The 19,308-nt window shown below is 47.7% G+C and carries 17 protein-coding genes; 3 read left to right on the top strand and 14 right to left on the bottom strand.

Translation table 11 applies throughout. The annotated features are described in order from the left end of the window. Positions 1-53: 53 nt before the first annotated feature. The 4 genes from BLQ44_RS01215 to BLQ44_RS01200 are packed head-to-tail and all read right to left on the bottom strand — an operon-like array spanning position 54 to position 5,250. Positions 54-1,166, bottom strand: a complete 1,113-nt coding sequence (locus BLQ44_RS01215; RefSeq protein ID WP_093191059.1) for a M20/M25/M40 family metallo-hydrolase — start codon at positions 1,164-1,166, stop codon at positions 54-56. Between the two features lie 59 nt (positions 1,167-1,225). Further along, positions 1,226-2,767, bottom strand: a complete 1,542-nt coding sequence (locus tag BLQ44_RS01210) for an acyl-CoA carboxylase subunit beta (protein ID WP_093191056.1) — start codon at positions 2,765-2,767, stop codon at positions 1,226-1,228. Between the two features lie 5 nt (positions 2,768-2,772). Next, a complete protein-coding gene (gene mce, locus BLQ44_RS01205; RefSeq protein ID WP_093191053.1) occupies positions 2,773-3,585 on the bottom strand; it encodes a methylmalonyl-CoA epimerase in 813 nt (270 codons plus the stop codon). A gap of 15 nt (positions 3,586-3,600) precedes the next feature. Further along, positions 3,601-5,250, bottom strand: coding sequence for an acyl-CoA mutase large subunit family protein (locus tag BLQ44_RS01200; protein WP_093191051.1), 1,650 nt, complete (start codon positions 5,248-5,250; stop codon positions 3,601-3,603). Between the two features lie 198 nt (positions 5,251-5,448). On the opposite strand from BLQ44_RS01200, the gene prli42 reads away from it, so the two are divergent. Then, positions 5,449-5,526, top strand: coding sequence for a stressosome-associated protein Prli42 (gene prli42, locus BLQ44_RS16855; RefSeq protein WP_176757405.1), 78 nt, complete (start codon positions 5,449-5,451; stop codon positions 5,524-5,526). Between the two features lie 39 nt (positions 5,527-5,565). On the opposite strand, the gene BLQ44_RS01195 is transcribed toward prli42, so the two are convergent. The 10 genes from BLQ44_RS01195 to BLQ44_RS01150 all read right to left on the bottom strand — a co-directional run bounded on the left by BLQ44_RS01195 (position 5,566) and on the right by BLQ44_RS01150 (position 16,956). Further along, positions 5,566-6,519: an aromatic acid exporter family protein gene (locus BLQ44_RS01195; RefSeq protein WP_093191048.1), complete on the bottom strand. Its 954-nt coding sequence runs from the start codon at positions 6,517-6,519 to the stop codon at positions 5,566-5,568. A 64-nt stretch (positions 6,520-6,583) separates the two neighbouring features. Further along, on the bottom strand, positions 6,584-7,015 hold the full coding sequence (locus BLQ44_RS01190; protein WP_093191045.1) for a BrxA/BrxB family bacilliredoxin: 432 nt from the start codon (positions 7,013-7,015) through the stop codon (positions 6,584-6,586). A gap of 91 nt (positions 7,016-7,106) precedes the next feature. Then, complete coding sequence (locus BLQ44_RS01185) at positions 7,107-8,363, bottom strand: dihydrolipoamide acetyltransferase family protein (RefSeq protein ID WP_093191043.1); 1,257 nt, start codon at positions 8,361-8,363, stop codon at positions 7,107-7,109. Positions 8,364-8,377: 14 nt separating this feature from the next. Next, positions 8,378-9,361 carry an alpha-ketoacid dehydrogenase subunit beta gene (locus BLQ44_RS01180; RefSeq protein WP_093191040.1) on the bottom strand — a complete coding sequence of 328 codons (984 nt, stop codon included), beginning with the start codon at positions 9,359-9,361 and terminating at the stop codon, positions 8,378-8,380. A gap of 3 nt (positions 9,362-9,364) precedes the next feature. Then, complete coding sequence (locus BLQ44_RS01175) at positions 9,365-10,366, bottom strand: thiamine pyrophosphate-dependent dehydrogenase E1 component subunit alpha (RefSeq protein ID WP_407690355.1); 1,002 nt, start codon at positions 10,364-10,366, stop codon at positions 9,365-9,367. A 16-nt stretch (positions 10,367-10,382) separates the two neighbouring features. Then, the gene (gene lpdA / locus BLQ44_RS01170; protein ID WP_093191034.1) at positions 10,383-11,804 is read right to left on the bottom strand and encodes a dihydrolipoyl dehydrogenase; all 1,422 of its coding nucleotides are present in this window, start codon (positions 11,802-11,804) and stop codon (positions 10,383-10,385) included. A gap of 20 nt (positions 11,805-11,824) precedes the next feature. After that, positions 11,825-12,895 (bottom strand): butyrate kinase, encoded by a 1,071-nt coding sequence (gene buk, locus BLQ44_RS01165; RefSeq protein WP_093191032.1) that lies wholly within the window; start codon positions 12,893-12,895, stop codon positions 11,825-11,827. Between the two features lie 13 nt (positions 12,896-12,908). After that, complete coding sequence (bcd, locus tag BLQ44_RS01160; RefSeq protein ID WP_093191029.1) at positions 12,909-14,006, bottom strand: branched-chain amino acid dehydrogenase; 1,098 nt, start codon at positions 14,004-14,006, stop codon at positions 12,909-12,911. Next, positions 14,006-14,902, bottom strand: coding sequence for a bifunctional enoyl-CoA hydratase/phosphate acetyltransferase (locus tag BLQ44_RS01155; RefSeq protein WP_093191026.1), 897 nt, complete (start codon positions 14,900-14,902; stop codon positions 14,006-14,008). The genes bcd and BLQ44_RS01155 overlap by 1 nt, the downstream gene beginning before the upstream one ends. A gap of 11 nt (positions 14,903-14,913) precedes the next feature. Beyond that, positions 14,914-16,956 (bottom strand): sigma 54-interacting transcriptional regulator, encoded by a 2,043-nt coding sequence (locus tag BLQ44_RS01150; protein WP_093191023.1) that lies wholly within the window; start codon positions 16,954-16,956, stop codon positions 14,914-14,916. Positions 16,957-17,091: 135 nt separating this feature from the next. Between BLQ44_RS01150 and BLQ44_RS01145 the strand changes: the two genes are divergently transcribed. Next, entirely contained in the window at positions 17,092-17,325 is a 234-nt protein-coding gene (locus BLQ44_RS01145) for a DUF2627 domain-containing protein (RefSeq protein ID WP_176757384.1), read from the top strand. Between the two features lie 61 nt (positions 17,326-17,386). After that, positions 17,387-19,291, top strand: coding sequence for a DUF294 nucleotidyltransferase-like domain-containing protein (locus BLQ44_RS01140; RefSeq protein WP_093191018.1), 1,905 nt, complete (start codon positions 17,387-17,389; stop codon positions 19,289-19,291). The last annotated feature ends 17 nt before the right edge of the window (positions 19,292-19,308 follow it).

The following is a 19,308-nucleotide window of genomic DNA, read 5'->3' as shown; positions in this document are numbered from 1 at the left end:
AATTATATCAATTCTATCCCCAAAAAAGAAGAGTCGCGCTTCTTAGGCGCGACTCAAACTTCTTCTATGATAGCCAGCACGAACTCTGACACCTTGATCAAATCTTCTACCGGCATCTGCTCATCGGTCGTATGGATATTTTCATAACCTACAGCGAGATTGACTGTAGGAACACCGTAACTGGCGATAAGGTTAGCATCACTACCACCACCACTTTTCAGAAGTCTGCTGTCATGACCGATTTTCTTCGCAGCTTTTCTAGCAGTTTCGACGACCTTGTCCCCTTCCTTCTGTTTGTATCCGGGATACATGACGTCGATATCGAGCTCTACCTCGCCACCCATCTCTTCAGCGGCACGTTCAAAGGCCTTTTTCATTTTCTCGACCTGCTCGTTCATTTTCTCGGGTTCAAGAGACCGGGCTTCAGCCAGGATTTCGACATGGTCACAAACGACATTCGTCTGCTGTCCACCTTCGAACCTGCCGATATTAGCCGTCGTCTCATCATCAATCCGCCCGAGCGGCATATCAGCGATTGCTCTTGAAGCAATAGTAATAGCAGAAACTCCATTTTCCGGCGCAACACCAGCGTGAGCTTTCTTCCCTTTGACGGTGGCCTTGATTTTGGATTGGGTAGGAGCTGCCACGATAATGTCACCGACCGTTCCGTCACTATCCACCGCATAGCCGTACTTGGCTGTCAGTTTCGAATGATCGAGATGACGAGCGCCTACAAGCCCACTTTCTTCTCCGGCCGTAATTACGAATTGAATCGTGCCATGGGTATGCTGTTCTTCTTTCAATACGCGCACCGCTTCCAATAGAGCTGCTACACCGGCCTTATCATCTGCACCGAGAATCGTATCTTCCCCGGAAACAATGTAATCTCCTTCGATTCGCGGCTCGATATTCTTCCCTGGTACTACCGTATCCATATGCGTAGTGAAATAAATGGTATCTTTCGAAGGATCCGTCCCTTCGAGAGTACAAATCAGATTGCCGGATCCATGACCCGTGTGTTTTTTCGAATCGTCTTCCTCCACTTCAAATCCTAGTCCCGTGAGTTTTTCTTTAAGTACCTTTGCAATTTCTTCTTCGTGCTTCGTTTCTGAATCCACTCTCACCAGTTCCATGAATTCGTCGATCAGACGCTGACGATTAACCATAAGGACTCCCCCTTTTTCCTGTCTTTCTGTACGTTACCGAAATGATGGACCGCTGTCAATTACAGCGGTATGTTCCCGTGCTTTCGGTGTGGACGCTGCTCTTCTTTGTTCTGTAGCATGTGGAGGGACTGTTTCAATTTCATCCTCGTCTCTCTCGGATCGATTACATCATCGACCATACCAAGGCCGGCTGCCACATATGGATTCGCGAACCGGTCTCTGTATTCATCGATTTTTTCCTGTCTCGTCACTTCCGGGTTCTCACTTTGACGAATCTCTTTTGCATAGATGATATTCGCCGCTCCTTCAGGCCCCATAACCGCAATTTCTGCGTTCGGCCATGCAAATACGAGGTCTGCTCCGATCGATTTACTATTCAGCGCGACGTATGCGCCTCCATAAGCCTTCCTTGTGATCACCGTCAGTTTCGGCACGGTCGCTTCCGAATACGCATACAGGATTTTTGCCCCATGTCGGATAATACCTCCATGTTCCTGTTTCACACCCGGGAAGAAACCGGTGACGTCTTCAAACGTAACGAGTGGGATATTGAACGAATCACACATGCGGATGAAACGGGCGGCTTTATCACTCGAATCGATATCAAGCCCTCCTGCCATGTATTTCGGTTGGTTGGCAATGATACCGACAGTATGGCCACCTATTCTTGAGAATCCGACGACGACGTTTTTTGCAAATTTTGCATGGATTTCAAAGAAGGACTCATCATCCACGATGTAATCGATCAACTTCCTTACGTCATAGGGACGGGAGGCATGAAAAGGTACGAAATCCGTAATATCCGGAAGGAAATCTTCACTCTGTTCATCCGTGAATGCAGGAGCTTTCTGTTTGTAACTATCCGGAAGATACGACAATAGATCCTTCACAGCATCCAAAGCCTCTTCTTCGGTCGCAGCCTGAATATGCGCATTCCCGCTCGTGGAATTATGTACCCCCGCTCCACCGAGATCCTCTGCGGATATATTTTCTCCGGTAACAGTCTCGATCACTTTTGGACCAGTGATGAACATCTGGGACGTCTCTTCCACCATGACGACGAAATCCGTAATCGCCGGGGAATAAACAGCACCGCCCGCACAGGGACCTAAAATCACAGAAATTTGCGGAATGACTCCTGAGTAGATCGAATTCCGGTAAAAGACGTGGCCATATCCATCGAGCGACGAGACCCCTTCCTGGATTCTCGCGCCTCCGGAGTCATTCAACCCGATGAACGGCACCCCGTTCTTTGCGGCCAGGTCCATGACGGCAGCAATTTTCTTTCCGTGCATTTCACCAAGAGCTCCTCCATACACGGTGAAATCCTGAGCGAACAAATAGATCCCACGACCGTTGATAGTCGCATAACCCGTGACCACCCCTTCTCCGGGAGCATCCTTCACTCCGGCATCATGGTGACGGTGCTGGATAAAAGGGTTGAGCTCCATGAAGGATCCATCATCGACGAGATAATCGATTCTCTCGCGTGCTGTCAGCTTCCCTTTTTCATGCTGCTTGGCAATCTTCTCATCTCCACCACCCAGTTCCGTTTCTCTGCGTTTATCGTATAATTCATTGATTTTATCGAACATATCCATAGCAATTACCGCTCCTTTTTCTCTTCACAAAGTTCATACAATACTCCGTGCCCTGATTTCGGATGGAGAAAGGCGATACGGCTGTCATGAGCTCCCTGTTTCGGAGTCTCATGAATCATGCGCACTCCTTTTTCTTTCAGGTGGGCAATCCTTTCATCTATATCCTCTACATCCAGCGCTACGTGATGAATGCCTACCCCTTTGCTGTCGATGAACTTCTGAATCGGGGAATCTGCGTCCAGAGGTTCCAGCAGCTCGATTCTTGTATCTCCAACGGGGAAAAAGGCGACCTTCACTTTCTCCTCCTCAACGGTCTCCACGGTTTCAAGCGGAAGTCCGAGGGTGTGCTGGTAAAAAGGAAGGACTTCTTCAAGATGCTGAACGGCAATCCCTATATGAGAAACTTTTTTTGGAGGCGTCGCTTCCTCCCCCCTTACCAGTTCCTTTATGAACATAGCAGTCTCAGACATGGCCGTACCACTTGTGAATATTTTCTTCACACCCTTTTGTTCAAGGAAGGGGATATCTTCCGTTGGTATGACGCCACCGCCGATCACCGGAATATCGCTGGCATCATTCGCCTCAAGAGCCTCCACCACTTTCGGAAACAACGTTTTATGAGCACCGGACAAAGAAGATAGACCGACCACATCCACATCTTCCTGGATGGCAGCCTGGGCTATCTGCTGAGGAGACTGCCGGAGGCCTGTATAAATCACTTCCATCCCCGCATCTCTCAGCCCCTGCGCAATAATGAGGGCCCCGCGATCATGTCCGTCCAGACCCGGTTTGGCAATTAGTACACGTATTGGTTCCATTATCGTTCACCCTTCCTACATCGCTGTATATTCACCGAATTCTTCTCGTAATACGTTCGCAATCTCACCGACGGTTGCGTATTCTTTCACAGCCTTCACAATGATAGGCATCAGTTTCTCGTTTGTCACGGCAGCTTGCTTCAGTTCACGAAGCACCGCTGACACCCGTTCTTGATCACGGGTCTCTCTCGCCTGACGGGTGGATGCAATCTGATTGTTTTCGAGTTCTTCGTCGACTCTGAGTAGCTCAGGCTCCACCTCTTCATCTATGGTGAATTCATTCACCCCTACAATGATCTCTTCTTTCTTCTCAATATCTTTCTGGGTATCGTAGGCTGTCTGGTGGATTTCCCTTTGCATAAAACCGGCCTCGACCGCCTTCACCGCTCCGCCGAGATCGTTGATTTTATCCAGGTATTCATTTGCCTGCTGTTCAATCTCATCCGTAAGCGACTCCACGTAATAAGAACCGGCCAGAGGATCGACGGTTTCGGAGACGCCGCTTTCGTGTGCCAGTATCTGCTGGGTTCTAAGTGCTATCCGTGCAGAATCCTCGGTAGGCAAAGCCAGCGCTTCATCTCGCGAATTCGTATGGAGACTCTGCGTTCCTCCTAAGATCGCCGCCAGAGCCTGGACCGTTACGCGGACGATGTTGTTATCCGGTTGCTGGGCTGTGAGTGTACTACCTCCCGTCTGGGTGTGAAAGCGCATCTTCCAGCTTTTAGGGTTTTCCGCCTTGTATTTTTCTTTCATGATTTTGGCCCACATCCGTCTGGCTGCTCGGTATTTCGCAGCTTCTTCAAAAAACTGATTGTGCGCATTGAAGAAGAAAGCGAGTCTCGGAGCAAACTGATCGACCTCAAGCCCTGCTTCTATAGCGGCATCTACATAAGCCATCCCATTGGCTATCGTGAACGCGACCTCCTGCACAGCCGTTGCACCGGCCTCCCGGATATGATAGCCGGAAATACTGATCGTGTTGAACTTCGGAAGATTTTCCTGACAGTAAGAGAAGATATCCGTGATGATTCTCATCGAAGACTCGGGAGGAAAAATATACGTCCCTCTCGCTATGTATTCTTTCAAGATATCGTTCTGAATCGTTCCTGTCAGCTTCTCCTTCGCCACTCCCTGCTTTTCCCCGACAGCGATGTACATGGCCAGCAGGATGGAAGCCGGTGCATTGATCGTCATAGACGTACTCACCTGATCCAATGGAATCTGATCGAATAGCTGCTCCATGTCCTCGAGGGTGTCAATGGCTACACCTACTTTTCCGACTTCCCCTTCGGCCATCGGATCATCGGAGTCATAGCCGATCTGTGTCGGAAGATCGAATGCTACGGAAAGTCCTGTTTGCCCCTGCTGGAGCAGGTATTTGAACCTTTCGTTCGTCTCTTTCGCCGACCCGAACCCTGCATATTGTCGCATCGTCCAATGTCTGCTCCTGTACATCGTCGGCTGTATCCCTCTTGTATAAGGATATGTTCCGGGAAATCCTATCTCATTTATGTACTTAACATCTCCATGATCCGGCTCGTACAGGCGTTTAACCGGAATACCGGAACTGGTAGTAAAGGATTCCTTTCGTTCCGGAAATCTTTGTATCGTTTTTTCTACATCTTCATCCCATTTTCTCTTCTGATCATTATAAGATTCGTTCATCGTGTCCCTCCTCGAAAATCTTCATTCTATAAATATAGTAACAATAAAGCGCTTACTTTTGCACGATTTTTCGTTGCTTACTGGCATTCTTCTCCTTGTCTTCTCCTCTTATCTTGTGTAAAATACGATTAGCATGTGAAAGTGAAGGAGGTTTCACCCTTGGCAGAAGGAAGAAAGCCATCAAAACGTGAAAGAAGAATGAAAGTCGTGATCTATATCATGATATTTTCAATGCTATTGTCTTCTCTATTAATGGGAGCAAGCTATTTCTTATAATCAGTACAGGGAGCAGTCGTAGAGCTACGACTGCTTTTATTATACATCACTTTTCTTGAAGGAGCGCTTGATGATCAGATAATCTTCTATTTCGTTCAGCAGCTGGAATAGGCTGGCCCTACTCTCGAAGGCTTCCCTGGATTCCGGCAAAGGTTCCTCCTTGAAATAGTCACGGAGTTCTTTCAGTTCTTTCAGGTAAATGACTGCCGTGTTACCCGGGTGCACCGCTTCCGACAACTCCTCGAAAAACGCTCCGATTTTCTGCGCGTACTTGTCGTGTTGAGAAATCCTGATGACGAGAGGAAGCATTCGTTCGAGCAGTTCAAACTGTTTGGTCCTCATGTGGAAATAATGGTAATAAGGATGGTGCGCACGCAGGACGTGGTTCTCCACTTCCCGGAAAGCGAGTGCTTTCGCCTTTTCCAGCAGTTCCGCCGTTTTCGTCAGCTCTTCTCCTGCCCACGTATACTTCTCTTCCTTCAGGTAGGCAGCGAGTTCCTTCAGGATAACCGAGAAATACGATTCGACTTCGATCTGGTACTCTTCAAGATTATTCTCAAGACTGGGCATATAAATATTCAACAAGAGAGCGATTCCTATCCCGATGACAATAAGCAGAAATTCGTTCCACACAATCGAAAGAGTGATTTCGTTGAAGGTATACAGATGCAGGATGATGACAGAGCTCGTAATGATTCCGGGAGTTATCTTCAACCTTACCGTTGTAGGGATGAATAATACCAGCATGACTCCGATCGCTGCAGGGTTGAAACCGATCATGGCTTCGAAAAAGATATAGGAATACAGAATCGCTACCATACATGCTGCAAAACGATGCCAGGCGGACAGGAGTGACTTCTTCCTGGTCGCCTGGATACACAGAATCGTGACGATTCCGGCTGAAGCGAAATTATCGAGACCTATCCATTGAGCAATCCATATGGCTATCGGTGTACCTAGAGCTGTCTTTATCGTACGTGATCCAATTTTCATTGACGGGAAATCCTTTCATACAAAAAGGGGTCTTTGCTGAACAAAGACCCTTTCGCTTATGCAATTATACTTCTTCACAATACTCGTCGAAGCTTTTTTGCAGCTTGTTGATTACTTCCATCGGTTCGAAACCTTCAATGTCGTGACGCTCGACCATTGTTTTGATCTCGCCATCCTTCAACAAAGCAAAAGACGGGGAGGATGGTGGATAACCAGTGAAGTATTCTCTCGCTCTATCTGTAGCTTCGCGGTCCTGACCGGCAAAAACAGTGACAAGATGATCCGGTCGTTTGTCATAATGGATGGCGTGCATTGCTGCAGGACGCGCAATTCCGCCGGCACATCCGCATACTGAGTTAATCATGACAAGCGTCGTTCCCTTCCTGTTCAGGGCACTATCCACTTCATCAGGTGTAGTAAGTTCCTGATAACCTGCATCAACGATTTCGTTTCTGGCTTTCGTGACGACATCTTCCATATATAAGTTGAAATCCATGTAATTCGCTCCTTTATTATGTGCTATACACATTCTACCAAGTAGAAACGAATGTTTCAATTCACTTTTAGTTTACATAATCTAATTACCGTTAATATACGGATGTGTCGTCTGCGTAAGCTTCCAAATTTTCTTTCACTTTCTGAAGGAAATTACCGGCGATAAGTCCATCCAGGATACGGTGATCGAGAGATAGACATAGATTGACCATATCTCTTGCTCCGAACATGCCGTCCATATACACCGGCTTTTTGACGATGGATTCCACCTGCAAAATGGCAGCCTGAGGATGATTGATGACTCCCATCGACTGCACGGATCCGAAAGAACCTGTGTTGTTCACCGTGAAGGTACCTCCCTGCATATCATCTGAGGTCAGTTTACCCTGGCGCGCCTTCGTGGCAAGAGTATGGACACTTTTAGCGATTCCTTTTATACTTTTCTCATCCGCATCACGTATAACGGGAACGAATAGTTCATTTTCTTTCGCAACAGCTATATTCAAATTGATATCTTTCTTCTGAATGATTTTATCTCCCGCCCACTGACTGTTCAATTCCGGAAATTCTTTGAGGGCCTGGGCTACGGCTTTCACGAAAAATGCAAAATAGGTAAGACTGAATCCTTCTTCCTGCTTGAATTTGTTCTTCAGCTTTTCTCTTAAGGCTACGAGGTTCGTTACATCCACTTCCACCATCATCCAAGCATGTGGAATTTCAGTCGTTGAAGTGACCATATTCGAAGCGATCGCTTTTCTTACTCCAGTGACAGGAATTTCTTTATCTCCTGACTCAAGCACCGTCTCTTCAGATTTTTTCTGCGATGGTTGCTTTTCAGCAGTTTGCGTTGTACCACTTTCTTTCTTTTCAGCTTTTGAAGGTTGACTGTGGCTACCTTCAGCTACGAAGCGTTCTACATCTTTACGGGTGATACGGCCTCCACGACCTGTTCCTTCGACGTCGTTCAGATCGATTCCGTGTTTGGAAGCCAGCGTAAGTACAGCCGGCGAAAATCTCGGCTTTTCTTTCGCAGTTTCCTCGCCGGACGGCACCGGGGTTTCTTCGACCGGAGCTGAAGCTTTCTCTTCCGTCGAATCTTCTTCTTTCCCTTCTATCTCGATGTAGCAGATCAAATCCCCCACCGAAACCGTTTCCCCTTCTTCCACTTCAAGTTCCGTGATTGTTCCGCTGAAAGAAGAAGGAACTTCGGCATTCACTTTGTCCGTCATCACTTCAGCAATCGGATCATATTTCTCTACCGTATCTCCCGGCTTCACAAGCCAGGAGCTGATCGTTCCTTCTGTGACACTTTCACCGAGCTGCGGCATGTTGATTTTTTCTACAGGCATGTCCATTCCTCCCTCTAAAACTCCGCAAGTTTACGCATAGCTTTTTCCACTTTATCAGGGTTCATCATGAAATGTTTTTCCATAGATGGGGCGTAAGGCATCGCCGGAACATCCGGTCCTGCGAGCCGTTCAATGGGGCTATCGAGATCAAAGAGACAGTTCTCACTGATAATCGCTGATACTTCGGAGATGATTCCGCCCTCTTTGTTATCTTCACTGATCAGTAAGACTTTACCGGTTTTCTTCGCAGCTTCGATGATACTCTCCTTGTCGAGAGGATATACCGTACGCAAGTCCAGGATATGAGCACTAATTCCTTCCTGCTCCAACTTCTCAGCAGCCTGAAGTGCAAAGTGTACGCATAACCCGTAGGTGATAATCGTGATATCCGATCCCTCGCGCTTCACATCCGCCTTTCCGATAGGCAGGGTGTAGTCCTCGTCTGGCACTTCACCTTTGATCAGACGGTACGCCCTCTTGTGTTCAAAGAATAAGACGGGATCGTTGCTTCGGATAGATGCTTTCAGCAGTCCCTTCACATCGTAAGGGGTTGAAGGCATGACGATTTTAAGTCCCGGAGTGTTTGCAAACAACGCTTCCACGGACTGGGAGTGGTACAATGCGCCGTGAACTCCCCCTCCGTACGGAGCACGTATCGTAAGAGGAACATTCCAATCATTGTTGGAGCGGTAACGTACTTTGGCGGCTTCTGAAACGATCTGGTTCACAGCAGGCATGATGAAGTCGGCAAACTGCATTTCCGCTACAGGACGCATCCCGTACATCGCAGCCCCGATACCTACCCCCGCAATAGCAGACTCAGCTAGTGGGGTATCCAACACCCTGTCTTCTCCGAATTCTTCGTAAAGACCGTCCGTCGCACGGAAGACTCCCCCGCGAACACCTACATCCTCTCCCAATACGAAAACTTTATCATCGTTTCTCATTTCTTCTTTTAGCGCTTTTGTAACAGCCTGAATATAAGAAATAACCGGCATTTCTCATCCTCCTCCCTCTTCGTAAACGTGATCCATCAATGATTCCGCATCTGCGTAAGGGGCCTGCTCTGCATAATCGGTAGCATCGTTTACGATATCCTTCAATTCCTGCTCCATTTCCTTCTCTTTCTCTTCTGTCAATAATCCAGCATCACGTAGATAGTTGCCGAAAGTAATAAGCGAATCTTTCTTCTTCGCTTCATCCACTTCATCCCTCTCCCGGTAAGCTCGATCATCATCGTCACTCGAGTGGGGAGTCAATCTGTAGGAGACCGTCTCTATGAGAGAAGGGCCATCGCCATTCCTTCCACGGTCTGCAGCTTTCTTAACCGCTTCATATACCGCAAGCGGATCGTTTCCATCTACCGTTTCGCCCGGCATCCCGTAGCCGATCGCCCGATCAGAAACCTTTTCACAGGCAATCTGCTTCTCAACGGGAACCGAGATGGCGTATTTATTGTTCTCCACCATGAAAATGACGGGAAGCTTATGAACGCCTGCGAAGTTCGCCCCTTCGTGGAAATCCCCCTGGTTGGAAGAGCCTTCTCCGAACGTTACGAGACTGACGAAATTCTTTTTCTCCATTTTTCCAGCCAGTGCAATACCGACCGCATGCGGAACCTGGGTGGTGACCGGAGAAGAACCGGTAACGATCCTGTTTTTCTTCTGTCCGAAATGACCAGGCATTTGCCTTCCACCACTGTTAGGGTCTTCCGCTTTGGCGAAGGCAGACAACATTAATTCACGCGCCGTCATTCCGAATGAAAGGACGACTCCCATATCTCTGTAGTAAGGAAGAGCATAATCTTCGTCTAAATTCAAAGCGTAGGAAGCACCTACCTGAGCAGCTTCCTGCCCCTGGCAGGAAATGACAAAAGGAATCTTACCGGAACGGTTCAACAGCCACATTCTCTCATCGATCTTTCTGGCGAGCAGCATGGTTCTGTACATATCAAGAACCTGTTCATCACTTAATCCGAGAACTTCATGTCGGTTTTCACTCATCGTTTTTCCTCCTTTATCAGCCATGGATCTGCTTTCCGTCGACGGCCATCGCAGCTTCTCCGAGCACTTCAGATAGTGTCGGGTGAGGGTGGATGCTTGATGCAATTTCCCACGGGGTCGCATCCAGGACTTTCGCAAGACCCGCTTCAGAAATAAGATTCGTTACGTCCGGTCCTATCATATGGACACCGAGAAGGTCATCGGTCTCCTTGTCGGCTATGATTTTCACGAAGCCTGAAGCGTTCCCTTCCACTAATGCTTTTCCAATAGCCTGAAACGGGAACTTCCCTATCTTCACTTCATACCCTGCTTCGATCGCTTCGTCTTCTGTCCATCCGACCCTGGCAGCTTCGGGGCTGGAGTAGATACAGGAAGGAACCTCTTTATCACTCATAGGTGCAGGCTGATTGTCGTTCATATGTTCGACAGCCGTTATTCCTTCGTGAGAAGCTACGTGAGCCAGCTGCATACCACCGATGACGTCTCCGATGGCATAGATATGGCTCTCTTTCGTCTGATACATCTCATTAGTCTGTACAAATCCGTTTTCTACGATGATATCCGTATTTTCAAGCCCGATGTTCTCCACATTGGCAGTCCTTCCTACAGAGACAAGAAGCTTCTCCGCCTTCACTTCCACAGAGGACTCCTCCATCTCAGCCTTTACTGTGACTGCCTTTCCGGTAGTCAATGTGTCAGGAAGCACTTTCGCACTCGTATGAATAGTTATACCTTTGCGCTCAAGCTGGCGATGCATTTCTTTGGATATATCCTTATCTTCCTGAGGGAGTATACGGGAGGCGAACTCAACGATGGTCACCTCAACGCCGAAGTCTGAAAGCATCGAAGCCCATTCCACTCCGATCACTCCTCCACCGACGATGATGATGGAAGCTGGAAGTTCTTTCATTCCAAGGGCGTCATCAGAAGTCATCACCTGTTCTCCGTCAATATGTAGCCCTGGCAATGTTCTTGGAGAAGAGCCTGTAGCTACCAGCACATTTTTCGGCAGAAGCATGACATTTTCATCTCCGTTGTTCATTTCTACGGAAATCGTACCTGCCGAAGGAGAAAAGATAGAAGGACCGAGAATGCGTCCAAACCCTTCATAAACGTCTATCTTTCCTTTCTTCATCAATCCTTCCACCCCTTTGTGCAGCTGGTCGACGATCGATTGTTTTCTTTCCTGCACTTTGGTGAAATCCAGGGATACCCCTTCTGCTAGCACACCATAATCTCCGGCATGTTTCGTCTCCGCGTAGACTTCCGCACTCTTCAGTAGGGCTTTGGATGGAATGCACCCTCTATGAAGACACGTTCCGCCGAGGTCACCTTTTTCAACGATTGCCACTTTCTTTCCAAGCTGGGAGGCACGTATGGCAGCCACATAACCGCCAGTACCTCCACCAAGAACGACCAAATCATATTCATTCGCCACTTATATCCCTCCCGTTAGGTTCAAACGTAGACTTTCGGTTTCTCTTCACCCTTCAATACTCTCAATGCCCCCTCATTCAAAGCAGACATTTCGTTCTCTCCGGGGTACACCAGGACCTCTGCAATCCAATCCACCTGGTTTATGATGTTCTCCACGAAATCTTTCCCATAAGCAAGACCTCCGGTCAGAACGATCGCATCGAGGTCTCTGCCGAAAACCACACTAAGACTTCCTATTTCTTTCGCTATCTGATAAGCCATGGCCTGATAGATGAGTTCCGCTTCGCTGTCTCCTTCTTTGATGCGTTCTTCCACTTCCAGGGCATCACTCGTTCCGAGATAAGCGGTAAGGCCGCCTTTCCCTATGAGTTTCTTCATGATTTCATCGATGTAATACTCTCCTGATAAACTGAGCTGTACCAGGTCCCCGGCAGGCACGGTCCCCGCCCTTTCAGGAGAGAAGGGACCCTCTCCATGAAGGCCGTTGTTGACGTCGATGACTTTTCCGTCTTTATGAGCTCCTACCGTAATACCTCCACCCATGTGGGCGACGATAAGATTCGCTTTCTCATAGTCTTTATCCAGTTGTTCACTGGCACGTCTGGCTACAGCTTTCTGATTGAGAGCATGGAAGATGCTCTTCCTCGGCAGTTCCGGTACACCGGAGATACGAGCCACTTCTTCCATTTCATCGACGACGACAGGATCCACAATGTAAGATTTCGCATTCGCTTTGTCCGCTATCTCAAATGCGATCAGTCCGCCGAGGTTGGATGCGTGCTCTCCGTTATAACCATTCTTAAGATCCTGGAGCATCTGGTCATTCACTTCATAGGTTCCACCGGGAATGGCCTTCAAAAGACCGCCTCTACCACAGACGGCATCAAGGTCATTCACTTCGAAATGCCTCTCTTTAAGAAGGTCAAGGATGACACGTTTCCGGAAATCATACTGGTCCATCAATTTTTTGAAACGTTTCAATTCCTCCTGCTGGTGACGGATCGTTTCTTCAAAAAGGGAAGTATCATTTCTGAACAGGGCTATTTTCGTTGATGTAGATCCGGGGTTGATGACTAGCGTGTGAAAATCCATGAACAGTCTCCTCTTATAAACGATGTTTCAAAATATGTTTTTCATCCTGCAGAAACTGACTTCTCGAATGTCTCATGCGTTCGATCCGTTCCTCTGCAAGTCGATCGGCAGCCAGGTTCGCCGGGATATTATCTCTTCGGGAGATTTCAAATACCTGGGACACATTGTCGTAGATCGTCTCTACCTTCTTCATCGCCCGTTCTTTGTTGTAGCCGTTCAGTTCATCTGCTACGTTGATGACTCCTCCGGCATTGATGACGTAATCGGGGGTATATACGATCCCCTTCTCATGAAGAACCTCCCCGTGTGACGCATCTTTCAACTGGTTGTTCGCCGCTCCTGCGATCACTTTTGCTTTCAATCTCGGGATCGTTTCGTCGTTGATCGTAGCTCCGAGCGCACAAGGGGCATAGATATCACAGTCGACATCATAAATGTCATCCGGTTCGACCGCTTTCGCTCCGAATTCATCGACTGCTCTTTTCACAGCTTCTTTATTGATGTCTGTGACCACAAGAGAAGCTCCTTCCTCATGAAGGTAACTGCACAAATGGTAGGCAACATTCCCTACACCCTGGATAGCGATCGTCTTCCCTTCAAGACTGTCCGTACCGAACCCTTCTTTCGCAGCCGCTTTCATTCCTCTGTACACCCCGTACCCTGTGACCGGTGACGGATTTCCGGACGACCCGAAAGCGGGGGAAATCCCTGTGACGAAGTTCGTTTCCTGATAAATCGTATCCATGTCCTGAACCGTCGTCCCGACATCTTCTGCAGTGATATAACGACCGTGAAGTCCCTGGATATATCTGCCGAAAGCACGGAACATTTCTTCGTTCTTCTCCGTCTTCGGATCACCGATGATCACTGTCTTTCCTCCACCGAGGTTCAGCCCGGCCGCCGCGTTTTTGTAGGTCATTCCTCTTGCAAGACGAAGCGCATCTTCGACTGCCGCTTCTTCCGTTTCATACGTCCACATTCTAGTGCCTCCGAGAGCAGGTCCGAGCGTAGTGTCATGGATAGCGATCACCGCTTTTAACCCGGAGGTTTTATCCTGACAAAAGATGAGTTGTTCATAATCGTACTTTTCCATATAGCTGAAGAATTCCATTATTCTTCCTCCTTCTGCACAGCAAGTGCTAAAGATAATAGTTTCGTTTCCGGACTATCGGACCTGGATGTTACCACTATCGGAGCTTTCGCCCCTGAAATCATCCCCGCTACGCGGGCATTTCCAAAATACACAAACGATTTGTACAGAACATTCGCGACTTCAATATCAGGTGCTACTAATACATCCGCTTTGCCAGCGACATTCGATTCGATCCCTTTTTGTCTGGCTGCCTGTTCATTCACTGCATTGTCAAACGCCAATGGGCCGTCAACGATACACCCTTTTATCTGATTCCTGTAGTTCATCTGTGCGAGCAGTGCAGCATCTGTGGTAGCCTCCATGGAAGGATTCACCTTCTCTACAGCAGCAAGGACAGCCACCTTCGGCTCAGGTATCCCCGTCTGATGAGCTACCTGTACAGCATTCTCGATGATCTGCGATTTTTCCTTCAGCTGCGGACTGATATTCATTGCAGAATCCGTAAGAAATAAAATCCTGTCGTAATCCGGGAAGTCGAATAGCGCAACATGGGATAATACCTTGCCGGTCGTAAGTCCATACTCTTTATGAAGAACTTGTTTCATCAGGGTGGCAGTATCCACGTTCCCTTTCATCACTACATCAGCTGATCCTTCTGACACAGCCCTCACTGCTGCCATTGAAGATTGTTCAGCAGGCGTATCTATTATGGATATGCTTTCTCCGAGAGACACCCCAGCACGCCCGGCTGCTTCATGAATCTGTTCTGCCTCCCCGAACAGAAGGAAAGAACAGAGATTCCGCGACTCCGCCTGGGCAATCGTTTCTAAAATACCTTCCTCAGCTGCCTGGGCTACAGCGACCGTCCGTTTTTCAACCGGTTCCTTTTTGAGTAACTGGTCCAGTCGATCCATACTCCCACCTCCTACTTCTGATTCTCATTTTTACTTAATCCGTATTTGTCCAACTTATAGTATAAGTTCCTTATCGATACTCCGAGCGCTTTTGCCGTTCTTGTTTTATTGAAGTTGTGAGCGCGGAAGGCCTGAACGAGCAGCTGCTTTTCATATTGATCCAGCGTATCCTGAAGTTGAAAGCCCGACCACTCGATATCTCCATTCCAATCCGGGCTGATGCTGTTACTCAGAGGAGGCAGGTGATGGTCCCGGATAAGGGAAGACGTATTCTCCATATTGATGAATGCTCGTCCGAGGATATTCTCCAATTCACGCACATTCCCCGGCCAGTCATAATCTTCGAGGCGATGGAAGGCCGTCTCCTCTATCCCTTCGACTTTGCGACCGTAAGCATCATTCAACCTTCCGAGAAGGAATGGAACGAGTTCTCTCAAATCTTCCTTACGCTCTCTGAGAGGAGGAATCTGTATCGGCAGCTTATTCAACCGGTAATAAAGATCTTCGCGGAAAAACTCATTGGCGATGGCCTTTTCTAAATTCATATTCGTCGCAGCTATGACCCGTACATCTATCTTCTCAGGCTCATAGCTTCCGACCCGTCTCACTTCCTTTTCCTGCAACACTCTAAGGAGCTTCGCCTGGACATCGATCGGTAATTCTCCGATTTCATCAAGAAACAGTGTGCCCTGATGTGCTTCTTCGAAATAGCCTTTTTTGTCCTCTTCTCCGATTACTCCGAAAAGTTCCTCTTCCATATGTTCATGAGACATGGTAGCGCAGTTCAGGCGTATGAACTTCTGATGACGTCTTTCGCTCTCGTGGTGGATGGCATGGGCCAATAGTTCCTTCCCTGTCCCGGATTCCCCTCGAAGCAGGACGGTTACAGAAGTATTAGCTGCGATTTTCGCCTGATCCAACACCAACTGCAACGCTTCTGAATTTCCGATGAGGTCGGTGAACGTATAGGAGGATTCCAGGTTCCTGATCAACTGCTTCGCTTTCGTCAGTTCTTCATTCAACTGATAGAGCTCGGAAACATCATGAAGGACACCGACACTCCCCTTCAGCACTCCATCAACGATAACGGGCGCGACATTCACCAGTACGTCTCTGCGCTTAGGCCCCACTTTCATCTGCACCCCACGAACCGGTTTTTTCGTCCGGAGTACTTGCATATGCATACTCTCGCCTTCAGAGATGTCAGCTGTTGCAGGTTTCCCGATCACTTCCCGTTCGGTGAGACCGGTGATTTTCGTATAAGCCGGGTTGATCATCAATCCTATTCCATTTTCATCGACGACGGAAATCGCTTCCTCTGAAGAATGGATGATAGCTTCGAGCATCGTCGTTATTTCTTTGATATCCGTCAGTTCTTCAGCCAGGGCTACAGCTTCGGTTATATCCTTGAAGATAGCGTAGGCACCGATCGTCTTCCCGTCCGTATTGACCATAGGAATCCTTGTAGTAAGTATCTTCTTCCCATTTGCAAGGGTGAGCTCTCTATTGATTTCTTTCTCTTTCGTCAATAGCAGTTCCGGCAAACGGGAAAGAGGGATCACTTCCTTTACCGGACGGTTGATGACCTGGTCTTTCGTCGTATGTAATATCTCTTCTCCGCTCTGGTTGATGAAGGTGACCAAGTTGTCCGCATTGATGACGATCATCCCGTCATGGATACTATTCAGAATCAGGTCCTGGTTATGAGCCTGCTCTGTCTTTTCAGCTAACAGTGTATCTTTCTCTTCAAGTAACGTTGAGATCACATAGGCGATCGTCCCGGGTACGACGACAGTATCCTCAGGCGTATGTGTCTTCAGTTCTTTGAATACCTCATCACTGCCGGTAGCTTCGAAAATGATGTCGACAGATGGGTCAAGCCATGTTTGCCAATCATCACTAAAAGAAACCCCGATCTCTGCAGCTTTTTGCAAACCCTCTGCCTGAGGATCCACATCAGTGATCGCGACCAATTCTATTTGTTCTATTTCGGACAGCAGATCAAGCAGAGCGCTGCCACCCTTCCCGGCCCCTACAATAATTACTCGTTTCATCCTTATCACACCCTGCAACTTTTTGCATACTTAAATCATAAATTATTCTGCATCATTTAGCAATAGAAGAACGTTTCCAACGCGCAGAAATTTTGCTATACTTGAAGTAATGTTGTACGGCAAAGGAGTTAAATCATGCGCTTAATCGCTTTACTCATATTGGTGACCCCTGGAATTCTCGCTGTATACGGAATAAAGTTGATCAGAGATGCACTGTTCGGAGAACTGCAACCACTATTTCTGAATTTATTCATACAGGGACTTTCGGGTGTTTTCCTCGTTGTCGGAGGAATGGGTTTCATCGGAGGATTCATTCTCCACCGGGACAGGAAGAGGAACAAGACGAAAGGACGTTTCGAGAGCAGGTAGGGCTTACATAGCTCTACTTTTTTAATGGGAATTCAACTACATCCAGGAAAGGAAGAAATTCATGAAAGTCGATCTGTCTTTGTTAGAACATCAGTATCCTTTTGAATTACTGAGTGAGCAGGAGCTGAGGGAACTGTTCGAGGACTCCTCTTACGAAGAATTCTCCACAAACGAATTCATTATACACGAAGACCAGCAGCAATCAGACGTCCATATGCTCATGAGCGGCATCGCAGACAGCATCATGCATCGCTCGAATGGCAAACAGCATTCTATCCGCTACTTCTATCCAGGAGATCTCATTGGACTGATGGTATTACTTACGAGTGAGAAAATGCGATTTTCCGTAAGGTGTCTCGAACCGGTACAGACACTGAAAATCAATCGCTCCAAGTTCATGAAGATCATGGACAATAACCCGAAATTCTCCCAGCTTGTCCTGGACATGCTGAGTGATCTTACAAAAAGCCTCTATGATGAAGTGAAGTATAAAGAATCGGATGATGACACCGAGAACGAAACGGGACTGTTCAAGGAAAGAACCAAACATTATATGGAAAAACCGACATTCATACGTTCTTCAAAAACCATTGCTGATGCTGCCGAACTGTTGAAGAAAGAAGAAGTGGAAGGGCTCATCGTCTCCGATAACAATAAGAATTTCGAAGGGATGATCAGTTACCACGAAGTCGTCGAAGCCTTCATGAATGGCGAATCCTATGCGGTGGTCAGCAAATACATGAAAGATGAAAACTTCAGCGTCAGTGAACAGGAGTTCATTTTCGACGCACTCAGTTATCTGAAGCACCACCCTGCCACAATCATTCCAGTGATGCACAAGGATCAGGTAGCCGGTATTCTTAGACAATCATCCTTCATTCAAATCGATCAGTCCATCTATTTCGATTTGACCTACCGCATTTCCAATGCCAAAACCATCGAGGAATTGAAGGCTCTCTCTCCCGTCAATAACAAAAGGTTCCAGAGATTCATCCGCAGCCTGATTGAAGACCAGATGTTCGCTTATCATATTGCTGAATTGATTACGAACTATAACGACCGGATCCACAAGCAGATCATCCAGATTGTGGAAGACGAAATGGTGGACCTCGGATACGGAGCTCCCCCCATCAACTACTGCTTTCTCATTATGGGTAGTGCCGGGAGAAAAGAGCAGATGTTTTCCACGGATCAGGATAACGGTATTATTTTGGCGGACTACGAGGCATCCATCCATAAAGACAAAATCGAATCCTACTTCGCACGTTTCACGAAGCGGATCAATGATATGCTCGATGAGTGCGGGTTCCCATACTGCACCGGCGGAATCATGGCCAAGGAAAGAAAGTGGAGAAAACAGGAAAGCGCATGGAAAGACAGTGTCGACGAATGGCTCAAGAAACTCGATGCGGAAGAGATCCGTGACTTCACGATATTCATGGATTTCCGGCCGGTATTCGGTGACTATTCGCTGGCTTATGACCTGAAAAAGTATGTAACCGGCAAAGTACAGAATTCCCTTGGCCTTCACCAGCTGTTAATGAAAGATACGCTTCGCTTCAGGGTTCCGATGCAGCCATTGGGCCGAATCAGCGGGACCGGGAAAAAACGGTTGCTCGATCTGAAAAAGGCAGCAACGATGCAGATCGTCAATGCTGTCCGGATCTACAGCATGAAATATGGAATCGAAACGAATAACACGGTCGATCGCCTAAAACTATTGACCGAAGAAAACCACTTTCATCCGAGAGATGCTGAAAACGCAAAACTCTCTTTGCACCGGCTGATGATGCTCCGGCTGGAATTGAACCTCAGACAACTGGAGGAACAGCGTCCCCTATCGAATCTCGTTTCTTTGAACAACTTCAACAAACAGGAACGCCGCTCTCTCAAGGAAGCATTGAATGTAGCGAAACGGCTCCAGCAGGTACTCGAACTCAGCTATAATCGGAACCGGGTGATGTAATGGTACCGATAGACTTA

The sequence above is a fragment of the Salimicrobium halophilum genome (assembly GCF_900100295.1).
Lineage (GTDB): Bacteria > Bacillota > Bacilli > Bacillales > Halobacillaceae > Salimicrobium > Salimicrobium halophilum.
Note: the sequence above shows the minus strand (reverse complement) of the source record. Positions and strands in the feature narration are given on the sequence as shown.

Excerpts from the sequence above, each read along its gene's own strand:
- BLQ44_RS01215 (WP_093191059.1), bottom strand. The coding sequence starts at position 1,166 with ATGGTTAATCGTCAGCGTCTGATCGACGAATTCATGGAACTGGTGAGA.
- BLQ44_RS01210 (WP_093191056.1), bottom strand. The coding sequence starts at position 2,767 with ATGGATATGTTCGATAAAATCAATGAATTATACGATAAACGCAGAGAA.
- mce (WP_093191053.1), bottom strand. The coding sequence starts at position 3,585 with ATGGAACCAATACGTGTACTAATTGCCAAACCGGGTCTGGACGGACAT.
- BLQ44_RS01200 (WP_093191051.1), bottom strand. The coding sequence starts at position 5,250 with ATGAACGAATCTTATAATGATCAGAAGAGAAAATGGGATGAAGATGTA.
- prli42 (WP_176757405.1), top strand. The coding sequence starts at position 5,449 with ATGAAAGTCGTGATCTATATCATGATATTTTCAATGCTATTGTCTTCT.
- BLQ44_RS01195 (WP_093191048.1), bottom strand. The coding sequence starts at position 6,519 with ATGAAAATTGGATCACGTACGATAAAGACAGCTCTAGGTACACCGATA.
- BLQ44_RS01190 (WP_093191045.1), bottom strand. The coding sequence starts at position 7,015 with ATGGATTTCAACTTATATATGGAAGATGTCGTCACGAAAGCCAGAAAC.
- BLQ44_RS01185 (WP_093191043.1), bottom strand. The coding sequence starts at position 8,363 with ATGCCTGTAGAAAAAATCAACATGCCGCAGCTCGGTGAAAGTGTCACA.
- BLQ44_RS01180 (WP_093191040.1), bottom strand. The coding sequence starts at position 9,361 with ATGCCGGTTATTTCTTATATTCAGGCTGTTACAAAAGCGCTAAAAGAA.
- BLQ44_RS01175 (WP_407690355.1), bottom strand. The coding sequence starts at position 10,366 with ATGAGTGAAAACCGACATGAAGTTCTCGGATTAAGTGATGAACAGGTT.
- buk (WP_093191032.1), bottom strand. The coding sequence starts at position 12,895 with ATGGATTTTCACACGCTAGTCATCAACCCCGGATCTACATCAACGAAA.
- bcd (WP_093191029.1), bottom strand. The coding sequence starts at position 14,006 with ATGGAATTCTTCAGCTATATGGAAAAGTACGATTATGAACAACTCATC.
- BLQ44_RS01155 (WP_093191026.1), bottom strand. The coding sequence starts at position 14,902 with ATGGATCGACTGGACCAGTTACTCAAAAAGGAACCGGTTGAAAAACGG.
- BLQ44_RS01150 (WP_093191023.1), bottom strand. The coding sequence starts at position 16,956 with ATGAAACGAGTAATTATTGTAGGGGCCGGGAAGGGTGGCAGCGCTCTG.
- BLQ44_RS01145 (WP_176757384.1), top strand. The coding sequence starts at position 17,092 with ATGCGCTTAATCGCTTTACTCATATTGGTGACCCCTGGAATTCTCGCT.
- BLQ44_RS01140 (WP_093191018.1), top strand. The coding sequence starts at position 17,387 with ATGAAAGTCGATCTGTCTTTGTTAGAACATCAGTATCCTTTTGAATTA.